Below are 12,531 nucleotides of genomic sequence, written 5' to 3' on the forward strand. Positions count from 1 at the left end.
AGCCTTTTGAACGATCATACAACATACATGCAGCGATGTATTCAGCTTGCTAAAAACGGAATAGGAACTGCGCGTCCAAATCCGTCAGTTGGAGCAGTAATTGTATATAAAAATAAGATTATTGGAGAAGGTTTTACGAGTCCGTATGGTGGTCCGCATGCAGAAGTGAATGCTATCAATTCTGTAAAAGACAAAACGCTTTTAAAAGAATCTACTATTTATGTTACGTTAGAACCTTGTTCTCATCACGGAAAAACGCCTCCTTGTGCCGATTTAATCGTGAAACATCAAATTCCGAATGTGGTAATTGGTTGTGTAGATACCAATAGTTTAGTAGCTGGTAAAGGAATTGAACGTTTACAGAAATCAGGATGTAATGTTGAAGTGGGAGTGTTGGGAAAAGAGTGTTTTGAGCATCATAAACGCTTTTTTACGGTTCAAAATAAAAAGCGTCCGTATATTATTTTAAAATGGGCAGAAACTCAAGACGGATTCATAGCTCCAAAGGTTAAAGATGAGCAAAAACCTGTGTGGATTTCAAACGAATTCTCGCAACAATTGGTTCACAAATGGAGAGCGGAAGAGCATGCTATTTTAGTGGGAACTAATACTGTTATTACTGATAATCCGAAGTTAAATGTAAGAAGCTGGAGTGGTAATAATCCGGTTAGAGTGGTTTTAGATAAGAATTTACGAGCCTCTGTAGAGGCTAATGTGTTCGATGGAAGTGTAAAAACAATTGTTTTTACTGAGAGAAAAGAGAAAAGAGAAAAGAGAAAAGAGAATAGTCATTGCGAACAAATTGAAGCAATATATTATGAAGTAATTGATTTCTCTCAAAACCTAGCGGAACAAATTTGTGATGCGCTGTATCAACATCAAATTCAGTCTATAATTATTGAAGGGGGAGCGCAAACGTTACAAACATTTATTGATACTAATTTATGGGATGAAGCAAGAGTTTTTATAGGGAATTCAATATTTGAAAAAGGAATTAAAGCTCCGGTTTTTAACAAAGTTCCATCCGAAGAAATGAATATCAACAATGATAAATTATATATTTACAAAAATCAAACTAACTAATGCTATACCTAGCTTTAAGTATTCTAATTTCAAGTTGCTTATTTGTTATTTTTAAGCTTTTTGAAGTCTATAAAATCAACACACTACAAGCTATTGTAGTTAATTATTTGGTAGCTTTTACTATTGGATATTCATTGTCTGATGCAAGTATCGGTTTAAATGATATTCCACAGCAACCATGGTTTTTTGGAGCTGTTTTTTTAGGAGCGCTGTTTATAAGTGTTTTTAATGTAATGGCATTGGCCTCTCAAAAGAACGGACTTTCCGTAGCTTCTGTAGCAGGGAAAATGTCGGTAGTTATACCTGTAATTTTTGGAGTGTTGGTATACAAAGAAAGTTTGGGTGTTGTTAAAGTAGTTGGAATTTTATTAGCGTTAGTAGCGGTGTATTTGACTGCAATGAAAGAAAAGAATATTTCCAATCAGCGCCCGTTTTTACTTTATCCTTTATTACTTTTTTTAGGCTCGGGTGTTATTGATACTTCCATTAAGTATTTTGAAACAGTATATGTTCCAAAAGGAGGTGTTACAATATTTTCTGCAACAATTTTTCTTATTGCTTTTTTATTTGGGATTGTACTCATTTGTTATAAAGCAATAACCAGCAATATTAATTTTGAAAAGAAAAGTATTATTGGTGGAATTCTTTTAGGAATACCAAATTATTTTTCAATTGAATTTTTGCTGAAAGCTTTAAAAACAGAAGGTTTAGAGAGTTCTGCACTCTTTACTATTAACAATGTTAGTATAGTGTTATTAACAACTATTTTTGGTTTGCTGTTGTTTAAAGAGAAGTTATTGCCAAAGAACTGGATCGGAATTGCAACAGCAGTAGTAAGTATAATTTTAGTAGCCATAGCCTAATGAGTGATGTAAAAGACACGTATAAAACTCTTGTAAAATCTTCAGAAGAAACGCTTTTTAAAGACAGAAATAGTAAATTCTTCGGATATGCTTTTCCGGTGAAAACAGAAGAAGATATAAAAGAACGATTAGAAGAGTTACGGAAGTTACATCACACAGCACGTCATCATTGTTATGCGTGGCAATTAGGAACGGAAAATATACGTTTTCGAGCCAATGATGATGGAGAGCCTAGTAATTCGGCAGGAATGCCAATTTACGGTCAAATTCAAGCGTTTGATTTAACCAATGTTTTGGTGGTTTCTGTTCGTTATTTTGGTGGAACTAAATTAGGTGTAGGTGGTTTGATAAATGCTTATCGGTCTTCAGCTCAATTAGCTTTAGAAGCTTCAGAAATTATAGAAAAAACCATCGATAAGCAGTTTAAACTTACGTTTGAGTACGATATGATGAACAAAGTTCAGCGCATTGTTAAAGAACGAAATTTAGAAATTGTATCACAAAAATTAGAGTTGAATTGTGAATATGTAATTTCTGTAAGAAAAAGTGATGCGCAAGAAATTTTTGAAGTGTTTGATAATCTTTTTAAAGTAGAGATTAAAGAACTGGAATAACAACAGTTTGTAACAAAATTTTTACAATATCGTCTCAATTATATACTAAACTTATAATTACGATATTATGAAAATCAGACTTTTACTCATTATCATTTTAACATCTGTTACTCTTTTTGCTCAAAACGGAAAATTAGTTTCTAAAAAAGCTATTCAAGTTTCAAAAATACCTGCTATTTGGAACAAAATCTCTGAAAATAATACCTTAAAAAAAGATTTTGAACATCTAAATAATGTCAATTTTTATGAAATCACTTACAAAAGTGATGACAAACTTGTGAACGGAATTGTTGCTGAGCCAAATAGAGAAGGTAAATTTCCTCTGATAATTTTTAATAGAGGAGGGAATAAAGAAATAGGAAGAAAAGCAAAAGTTAAAACATTATTTATAGCTTTAATGGCTACTTCAAAATTGGTTGATGAAGGTTATGTTGTGATAGCAAGTTGCTACCGAGAAGATGATGAGTTTGGAGGAAAGGATGTTAATGATGTTTTGAGTTTAACAGAAACCGCTAAAGAAATTAATAAAGCAGATTCAGACAGAATAGGAATGTTTGGTTGGTCTAGAGGAGGAATGATGACGTATTTAAGTTTAAAAGAATCAAATAAAATAAAAACAGCAGTAGTAGGAAACGGACCAACTAATCTATTTGAGCTGATAAAAGAAAGACCTAAAATGGAAACCATGGTTTGTGCAAAATTAATTCCTAATTATCAAGAAAATAAGGATGAAGAATTAAAAAAGCGATCAGTAATGTACTGGTACGATCAGCTTCATAAAAATAGTAGCTTATTAATTTTATCGGGAACAAAAGACAAAAGAGTAAATACAAATCAAGCAGACTGGATTGCAGAAAAGTTAGCAACGATCAATTACAATTTTGAATTGAAAAAATTTGATACAAATCATAGTTTTTCAAATAAACAAAAAGAACTGCAAAAGTTATTATCAAATTGGTTTAGAGCTAACTTATAAATGGTTATAGAAAATAAATTTAAAATCATTATTTTAGTTCACAACTAAAAATCCTTAAAAATGAAAATGAAAAATTTATTAATTACTGCTTTTCTATTTATTTCAGTTCAACTTTTTTCTCAAGCGGAAATGAAACTTACTAAAGAGAATATTTGTAGAGGAGCAGCAGTAAGTATAGTAGGAAATATTAAACCTTTTGTAGATCGAGGTTTTCCAAAATCAGAAATTCTTGAAATGGGAAAAGAGTTAGTAAAAGATGTTATAAAAGATGCGCCTGAAAAAGCATATAATTTATTAAAAACAAATAAATCAAGTGATGAAGTAATTGAAATTCTTTACAATGATTTTATGAAGTTAGATAAAAGTGTAGTTTCTCAATTTTTATTAAAACCTGATATGGATGATTTAGAGGATGAGGAATACGATGAAGATGATGAGTAAGTTATAAAAATAGGTCAGAGGAGAGGTAACGATCTCCTCTGTCGCAAATAATACATACAATTACACCGCTATCCATTTTACTTGCTAATTTTAAAGCGGCAGCAGTAGCTCCTCCGCTGCTCATACCTGCAAAAATTCCTTCTTCTTTTGCTAGTTTCCTTGCCATATCTATAGCTTCATCACTACTTACTTCAATGGTGGTATCTATTTTAGCTGGATTGAAAAACTTGGGTAAATATTCTTTAGGCCATTTTCTTATACCTGGTATTTTAGAATTATCGGTAGGTTGAACACCAATAATTTGTATTTCATTGTTTTGTTCTTTTAAAAAAGTAGAAGTTCCCATTATAGTTCCAGTAGTTCCCATAGCAGATACAAAATGTGTTATTTTACCGTTAGTATCTCGCCAAATTTCAGGGCCGGTAGTTTTATAGTGCGCCTTCCAGTTATTATCGTTGGCAAATTGATTAAAACTAAAATACCCTTCCTTTTCTACTTTATTAATAGTATAATCTCGTGCACCTTCAATTCCATCAGGATGTAAAGTAACCTTGGCTCCATAAGCTTTCATAGTTTGTACACGTTCTTTAGTGGCGGTTGCAGGCATAACAAGTTCTATGTCAAGTTTAAATATACTAGCAATCATAGCAAGAGCAATTCCGGTATTTCCACTTGTAGCTTCAATAAGTTTAGTATTTTTATCTATTTCATTTGTTTCTAATGCTGTCTTAATCATATTGTATGCAGCTCTATCTTTTACACTACCGCCTGGGTTGTTTCCTTCAAGTTTAAAATATAAATCTACATTAGGATTCGTGTTAAGAAACAAAGATTTTACAATAGGAGTATTTCCAATTTGATTAAGTAGAGTATAATTCATAAAAGCTGATCAGATTTATTTAAAATTTTAAAAACTTTTAAATAGTTTTTGTACTGCAAAAATAAGCAAGAATTTAATCTTTTCTCTATACTCCGATTTTTTACATTAAAATGCTAAAAATCAAAACTTTTAGATTATTTCAATAATTTTTTGTAAATTTGCACGCCTTTTTACGAGAGCAGGTTTGTAAAAGGTGTAATTATATTTTTAATTAAAGTTTAATTTCTCTTGGAGTTAATATCGTTAAAAACCTGATTAACAAAAAGATACAAATAATTTATTTCAGGATGTCTGAAACAAAAGTAAACCCACAAGAATTTTTAGCAGATTTTAACTGGCACAAGTACGAGCAAGGTATTGAAGCTGTTGATGAGGCTAAATTAAAAGAATTTGAAAAAGCGTTAGAAGGAACTGTTGGTTTCGTAAACGAGCGTGATGTTATTGAAGGTGAAGTAGTACGTATTACTGATCGTGATGCTATTATTGATATTAACTCTAAATCTGAAGGAGTTATTTCATTAAACGAGTTCCGTTATAACCCAAATTTAGCTGTGGGTGATAAAGTAGAAGTATTGGTTGATAAAAGAGAAGATTCTTCTGGTCAATTAGTATTATCTCATAAAAAAGCTCGTGTAATTAAAGCTTGGGATCGTGTTAATAATGCACACGAAACTGGTGAAATCGTTAACGGTTTTGTTAAGTGTAGAACTAGAGGAGGTATGATTGTAGATGTATTTGGTATTGAAGCATTCTTACCAGGTTCACAAATTGATGTGAAGCCTATCCGTGACTACGATCAGTATGTAGAAAAAACTATGGAATTTAAAGTTGTTAAGATCAACCAAGAATTTAAAAACGTAGTAGTGTCTCACAAAGCCTTAATTGAAGCTGATTTAGAAGATCAAAAACGTGAAATCATCGGTCAATTAGAAAAAGGACAAGTATTAGAAGGTGTTGTTAAAAACGTAACTTCTTACGGTGTATTTGTTGATTTAGGAGGTGTTGACGGATTAATTCATATTACAGACTTATCTTGGTCTCGTATCAACCACCCAAATGAAGTTGTTGAATTAGATCAAAAATTAAACGTTGTAATCTTAGATTTTGATGATAACAAATCAAGAATTCAATTAGGATTAAAACAATTATCAGCTCACCCATGGGAAGCATTAAATGCAGATTTAAAAGTTGGTGATACGGTAAAAGGTAAAGTAGTAGTATTAGCAGACTACGGTGCGTTTGTAGAAGTTGAAGAAGGTGTTGAAGGATTAATCCACGTATCTGAAATGTCTTGGTCTACACACTTACGTTCAGCGCAAGATTTCGTTCAAATTGGTGATGAAGTAGAAGCTCAAATCTTAACATTAGACCGTGAAGAGCGTAAAATGTCTTTAGGTATGAAGCAATTACACCCAGATCCATGGACAGATATTACTTCTAAATATCCAGTAGGTTCTAAACACACAGGAACTGTACGTAACTACACTAACTTTGGTGTTTTTGTTGAGTTAGAAGAAGGAATTGACGGATTAGTATACATCTCTGATTTATCTTGGACTAAGAAAATTAAGCATCCATCAGATTTTGTAACTGTTGGAGATCAATTAGAAGTTCAAGTATTAGAATTAGATGTTGAAAACCGTAAGTTAAACTTAGGTCATAAGCAAACTCAAGATAACCCTTGGGATGCTCATGAAGCTACCTATGCAATTGGCTCTAAGCATGAAGGAACTCTTACATCTAAAAATGACAAAGGAGCTACGGTAACATTTACAGACGGTGTTGAAGCTTTTGTACCAGTACGTTTCTTAGATAAAGAAGACGGTGGTAAATTAGCAAAAGGAGATACAGCTGAGTTCGTAGTTACTGAATTTAGTAAAGAATACCGTAGAATTGTTGCATCTCATACTTCTATCTTTAGAGAAGAAGAAAAGAGAAATGTAGAAGCAGCTGCTAAAAAAGCTCAAGAAGTAGAAAAAACTACTTTAGGAGACATCGGTGGTTTAGCTGAATTAAAGAAAAAAATGGAAGGAGGAAAGTAATTTCTAAATTCTAATAAATAATTTTGAAAACCGTTGCTTTTGCAACGGTTTTTTTTATGCATTTCAGTGAGATGATTATCTTTGCTAAAATTCGAGAAAAATCATATGACATTAATAAAATCAATATCTGGAATTAGAGGTACAATCGGAGGAAATACAGGAGAAAACCTTACACCAATTGATACTGTAAAATTTGCAGCTGCTTACGGTACGTTTATCAAAAAAAACAACGCAAGAAAAGAAAAAATTAAAGTAATAATTGGTAGAGATGCGCGTATTTCTGGTAAAATGATTAGTGGTCTGGTTGCTGATACATTAATAGGTTTAGGTATTGATGTGGTAGATTTAGGTTTATCAACAACACCAACCGTAGAAGTAGCAGTTCCGTTAGAAAAAGCAGAAGGAGGTATTATTTTAACCGCTTCTCATAATCCGAAGCAATGGAATGCTTTAAAGTTATTAAATGAAAAAGGGGAATTTTTAAATGGAGCAGATGGTGAGCAAATCTTAAAAATTGCAGAAAGTGAAGATTTTGATTTTGCTGATGTTGATAACTTAGGAACCTATAAAAAGAAGAAAAACTACATCAAAAAACACATCAAAGAAGTTTTAAAGCTTGATTTAGTTGATAAGAAAGCCATTAAAAAAGCAAAGTTTACAGTGGTTATTGATGGTGTGAATTCTACAGGAGGAATTGCAATTCCCGCTTTATTAAAAGAATTAGATGTAAAATGTATTGAGTTGTATTGTGAACCAAACGGACATTTTCCTCATAATCCAGAACCTTTAAAGGAGCATTTAACTGATATTTCTGAATTAGTTGTAAAGAAAAAGGCTGATTTAGGAATAGTGGTTGATCCGGATGTAGATCGTTTAGCATTGATTTCTGAAGATGGTTCTATGTTTGGTGAAGAATACACATTAGTAGCTTGTGCTGATTATGTTTTAGGTAAAATGGGAGGCGGAAACACAGTTTCTAACTTATCATCATCGAGAGCCTTACGAGATGTTACTGAAAAACACGGTGGTAAATACACAGCAAGTGCAGTAGGAGAGGTGAATGTAGTTCAAATGATGAAAGATACCAATACTGTTATTGGTGGTGAAGGTAACGGAGGAATTATTTATCCTGCTTCACATTACGGACGCGATTCTCTGGTAGGAGTAGCGTTATTTTTATCGCATTTAGCACATAAAAAAATGTCTTGTAAAGAATTAAGAGATTCTTATCCAAGCTATTTTATGAGTAAAAATAAAATTCAGTTAACTCTAAAAATTGATGTTGATAAAATTTTAGCTACCATGGCTAAGAAATATAAAAACGAAGAAGTAAATACAATTGACGGTGTAAAAATTGATTTTGCTGATGAATGGGTACATTTACGAAAATCAAATACCGAGCCTATTATCAGAATTTATACAGAGGCAACTTCACAAGAAAAAGCAAATGCTCTAGCTGAACGTTTTATTAAAGAAATAGAAGAAATAATTAAGTAATAATCCCTAAATAAAAACCCGTTGAAATTAAGATTTTTAAGTTTGTTGATGATTTTAAGTGTTTCATTAACAATAGCACAACAAGAAAAGAAAGTAACCAATAAAGGAAAGTTTTTTGTGTATTGGGGTTGGAACTGGGCCAGCTATTCTGATTCTGACATTCGTTTTAAAGGAGATAATTATAATTTCACTTTGTCGAATGTTAAAGCACAAGATCGTCAAACACCATTTTCATTTAAAAAATATTTTAATCCTGCATTTGTTACTATTCCTCAAACAAATTATAGAATAGGATATTTTTTTAAAGAAAACTATACAGTTTCTATAGGTGTTGATCACATGAAATATGTAATGATTAACAATCAAGATGTAAAAATTAATGGTAACATTAATACAGGTTCTTTGTATGATGGAATTTACAATGACGATACAATTAATTTATCAGAAGATTTTTTACTATTTGAACATACCGATGGTCTTAACTACGTAAATGCTGAAGTAAAACGATTTGATGATGTGAGTCAATGGTTTGGTTTAAACCTTGAAAACCTACAAATCAATTTAACAGAAGGAGTTGGAGTGGGTATTTTATATCCAAGAACCAATACAACATTATTAGGTATGGAACGCCATGACGATTTCCATTTATCAGGTTATGGTATGTCAATTGCAGCTGGTTTAAACATAGCATTTTTAAAGCACTTTTTTATTCAGGCAGATTTAAAAGGAGGATATATTAATATGACAGATATTAGAACGACTAAAAGTATTTCAGATAGTGCTTCTCAAAGTTTTTACTTTTTTGAAAACACTATTTTAATAGGAGGAAAATTCAGAATATAACTAAAGCTTACGATCCCACTGCAAAGTGGGATTTTTTATTTACCATAACAAAAACTAATAGGATAGTTAAATTTTTAACAAATTAGTTTTTTCTCAATTATTTTACTGAAATTCGTATCCCAAACAACTAATAATTTTAATGAATTTAGAACACTATTTTCAGCAGTTTCGAAAAAACATCATAGGAATAGATCAAACTTTTGAAACACCCTACGGAACTAAAAAACTAATCTATACCGATTGGACAGCAAGTGGTAGATTATATAGACCTATTGAAGAAAAACTAATGAATGAGTTTGGACCTTTTGTAGCCAATACACATACAGAAACTTCAACTTCAGGAGCTGCTATGACATTGGCATATCATGAAGCACGTAATATTATAAAGCGACATGTAAATGCATCAAAAGATGATGTTTTAATTACAGAAGGATCTGGTATGACAGGTGTTGTTAATAAGTTTCAACGTATTTTAGGATTAAAGGTTTCTGAAAACTTAAAAGATCATACAGTTGTTCCTCAAGAGAAAAAGCCTATTGTTTTTGTTTCGCATATGGAACATCATTCAAATCAAACATCTTGGTATGAAACGATTGCAGATGTAGTAGTAGTTCCATGTAATAATAAAGGTTTGATTTGTTTAGATATGTTTGAAAATGTTATCAAGCAATATCAAGACAGACCCATTAAAATAGCTTCTATCATTGCAGGCTCTAATGTAACAGGTATTAAGACAGAGTACCATAAGGTAGCTTCTTTAATTCATAAATATAACGGATTATGCTTTGTTGATTTTGCTTGTTCTGCCCCGTATGTAAACATTGATATGCATCCAGAGAAAGAAGATGAATATTTAGATGCTATCTTCTTTTCTCCACATAAATTTTTAGGAGGACCAGGAAGTTCTGGTGTTTTAATCTTCAATAAGAAGCTTTACAAAAATACGATACCAGATAACCCAGGAGGAGGAACCGTAATGTATACCAATCCTTGGGGTAAGCATGATTATATTGATGATGTAGAAACAAGAGAAGATGGAGGAACACCGGGGTTTTTACAAACTATACGAATTGCGTTGGCTATTCAGTTAAAAGATCAAATGGGAACAGAAAACATGAAGAAAAGAGAAGATGAAATTAACACGGTTTTATTTGATTGTTTAGAAAGGTTGGATGGAGTACATATTCTAGCTCCAAACCATAAAGACAGGTTAAGTATTTTCTCATTTTATTTTGAAAATTATCACTTTAATTTAGTGGTTAAACTTTTAAACGACCGATTTGGAATACAAACGAGAGGAGGATGCTCTTGTGCAGGTACATATGGCCATTTTTTATTAAATGTAGATAAAGAAACTTCAGAAGCTATAGAAAGTCAAATTTTAGTGGGTTGTAATACAGAAAAACCAGGTTGGGTTCGTTTGTCAGTACATCCAACAATTACCAATGATGAAATTGATTTTATCTGTAAATCATTAAAAGAATTACATGCTAATATTAAAGATTGGAGTAAGGATTATACATATGATATGATTAAAAATGATTATGTTCATAAATCTGCAGAACCAGTTGAAAAGAAATTAGTAGCCAATTGGTTTGCTGTATAAACATAACTATTTAAACAGTTTATGAACATATTAAACCTTTCATTTTTAAAAGAAATATATCCAAATATTAAAGAGAAATCACTTTTTGGAAGATGGATTACTTTTCCTGATATTCAACCTTTATTTAAAAATTTATCTGAGGTTGTTTCATATGAAATACTAGGAACTTCCGAAGAAAACCGATCTATTTACAAATTAAAATTAGGTACAGGAGCCAAGAAAATACTTATTTGGAGTCAAATGCATGGTAATGAAAGTACAGGTACAAAAGCAGTATTTGATTTTTTAAACTTTGTTAAAAAGCATGAAGATGATGATATTGTACAATCAATACTAAAAGAATGTACCATTCAAATCATTCCGATGTTAAATCCAGATGGAGCTATAGCATATACACGTGTAAATGCTCATGATATTGACTTGAATCGTGATGCAGTTGATAAAAAGGCAAAAGAGAGTAAATTGCTTCGTAGTGCTTTAGATACCTTTAATCCGCAGTTTTGTTTCAATTTACATGATCAACGTACTATTTTTGGAGTAGAAGGAACTCAAAACCCAGCAACTATTTCATTTTTAGCCCCATCAGAGGAAGAAACACGTAAGCTTACCAAAGGAAGAAAGCAAACAATGAATGTAATTGTAGCTATGAATTTGCTATTGCAACAAGCTATTCCAAATCATGTAGGGCGTTATACAGATGAGTTTTATCCAACAGCTACTGGAGATAATTTTCAAAAATTAGGGCACAATACTATTTTAATTGAAGCAGGTCATTACCCAAATGATTATGAAAGAGAAGAAGTAAGAAAATTTAATTTTTATGCATTGTTACAAGGTCTTTATCACATCGCTTTAACAGTTGATTATACAGAGTATAAAGATTATTTTTTAATACCTAACAATGCCAAAATATTTTTTGATGTAATTAATAGAATTGACAAAGAAAAAGAGGAAGCATACCAATATGAAGATAAAATAATAGACAATCAATTCACTTCCACTTTAGTACAAAAAAAGGTAGGAGATTTGAGCGATTATATTGGTCATATCGAAAACGTTTTCGTAAAGAAAAATATTAAGAAATCTTAAATATTTAACACAAAAACAACATTTCGAATTAATTTTATTTATATTTTTGTGTCATATTGTGAATAAAATATAAAAATGAAGAAATTCGTATTAGATGAAATTGATCATCAAATCTTAGACATTTTAATAGAAAATGCTCGTACCCCTTTTACAGATATTGCAAAAAAATTATTAGTATCTGCAGGTACAATCCACGTTCGTGTTAAGAAAATGGAAGATGAAGGAATTATACAAGGATCTACCTTAACTTTAGACTATGAAAAAATGGGATATTCTTTTATTGCTCACGTAGGTGTGTTTTTAGAGAAAACATCTATGACACAGCATGTAATAGAAAATTTACGCTTAATACCTAATGTAACGGTAGCTTATGTAACAGCAGGTAAATACAATATATTCTGCAAAGTACGTGCTAAAGATACTAATGACGCGAAAGAAGTTATTTATAAGATTGATGAAATTCATGGAGTGAGTCGTACAGAAACAATGATTTCTCTAGAGGAAAGCATTAATGATAAAAAGCGTATGATGCACGCTATTTTTCAAGATCTATAATAATAAAAATATTATTTTAAACGATAAAATCCTCACAATTGT

The 12,531-nt window shown here is 31.4% G+C and carries 12 protein-coding genes; 11 read left to right on the plus strand and 1 reads right to left on the minus strand.

Annotated features, from left to right (window positions below; translation table 11 throughout):
• Positions 1-6 precede the first annotated feature (6 nt).
• The 5 genes from ribD to SLH33_RS01530 all read left to right on the plus strand — a co-directional run bounded on the left by ribD (position 7) and on the right by SLH33_RS01530 (position 3,977).
• Positions 7-1,083, plus strand: a complete 1,077-nt coding sequence (gene ribD, locus SLH33_RS01510; protein ID WP_320417292.1) for a bifunctional diaminohydroxyphosphoribosylaminopyrimidine deaminase/5-amino-6-(5-phosphoribosylamino)uracil reductase RibD — start codon at positions 7-9, stop codon at positions 1,081-1,083.
• On the plus strand, positions 1,083-1,946 hold the full coding sequence (locus tag SLH33_RS01515) for an EamA family transporter (protein WP_320417293.1): 864 nt from the start codon (positions 1,083-1,085) through the stop codon (positions 1,944-1,946). The genes ribD and SLH33_RS01515 overlap by 1 nt, the downstream gene beginning before the upstream one ends.
• Positions 1,946-2,560 carry a YigZ family protein gene (locus tag SLH33_RS01520; protein ID WP_320417294.1) on the plus strand — a complete coding sequence of 205 codons (615 nt, stop codon included), beginning with the start codon at positions 1,946-1,948 and terminating at the stop codon, positions 2,558-2,560. Before SLH33_RS01515 ends, SLH33_RS01520 begins: the two co-directional genes overlap by 1 nt.
• Before the next feature lie 67 nt (positions 2,561-2,627).
• On the plus strand, positions 2,628-3,536 hold the full coding sequence (locus SLH33_RS01525; protein WP_320417295.1) for an alpha/beta hydrolase family protein: 909 nt from the start codon (positions 2,628-2,630) through the stop codon (positions 3,534-3,536).
• Positions 3,537-3,602: 66 nt separating this feature from the next.
• Entirely contained in the window at positions 3,603-3,977 is a 375-nt protein-coding gene (locus SLH33_RS01530; RefSeq protein ID WP_320417296.1) for a hypothetical protein, read from the plus strand.
• A gap of 1 nt (position 3,978) precedes the next feature.
• Here SLH33_RS01530 and cysM read toward each other — a convergent pair whose 3' ends face one another.
• Positions 3,979-4,857, minus strand: a complete 879-nt coding sequence (gene cysM, locus SLH33_RS01535) for a cysteine synthase CysM (RefSeq protein WP_320417297.1) — start codon at positions 4,855-4,857, stop codon at positions 3,979-3,981.
• A 287-nt stretch (positions 4,858-5,144) separates the two neighbouring features.
• Here cysM and rpsA point away from each other — a divergent pair, with 287 nt between their 5' ends.
• From rpsA to SLH33_RS01565, 6 genes are all read left to right on the plus strand, one after another.
• Complete coding sequence (rpsA, locus tag SLH33_RS01540) at positions 5,145-6,899, plus strand: 30S ribosomal protein S1 (RefSeq protein WP_320417298.1); 1,755 nt, start codon at positions 5,145-5,147, stop codon at positions 6,897-6,899.
• 105 nt (positions 6,900-7,004) lie between these two features.
• Entirely contained in the window at positions 7,005-8,396 is a 1,392-nt protein-coding gene (glmM, locus tag SLH33_RS01545) for a phosphoglucosamine mutase (RefSeq protein ID WP_320417299.1), read from the plus strand.
• Positions 8,397-8,417: 21 nt separating this feature from the next.
• A complete protein-coding gene (locus SLH33_RS01550; protein WP_413818250.1) occupies positions 8,418-9,239 on the plus strand; it encodes a hypothetical protein in 822 nt (273 codons plus the stop codon).
• Between the two features lie 139 nt (positions 9,240-9,378).
• A complete protein-coding gene (locus SLH33_RS01555) occupies positions 9,379-10,845 on the plus strand; it encodes an aminotransferase class V-fold PLP-dependent enzyme (RefSeq protein ID WP_320417300.1) in 1,467 nt (488 codons plus the stop codon).
• Between the two features lie 21 nt (positions 10,846-10,866).
• Positions 10,867-11,934 carry a M14 family zinc carboxypeptidase gene (locus SLH33_RS01560; protein WP_320417301.1) on the plus strand — a complete coding sequence of 356 codons (1,068 nt, stop codon included), beginning with the start codon at positions 10,867-10,869 and terminating at the stop codon, positions 11,932-11,934.
• A gap of 75 nt (positions 11,935-12,009) precedes the next feature.
• Complete coding sequence (locus tag SLH33_RS01565) at positions 12,010-12,489, plus strand: Lrp/AsnC family transcriptional regulator (RefSeq protein WP_320417302.1); 480 nt, start codon at positions 12,010-12,012, stop codon at positions 12,487-12,489.
• The last annotated feature ends 42 nt before the right edge of the window (positions 12,490-12,531 follow it).

It is taken from the genome of Tenacibaculum sp. IB213877 (assembly GCF_034043975.1).
GTDB lineage: Bacteria > Bacteroidota > Bacteroidia > Flavobacteriales > Flavobacteriaceae > Polaribacter.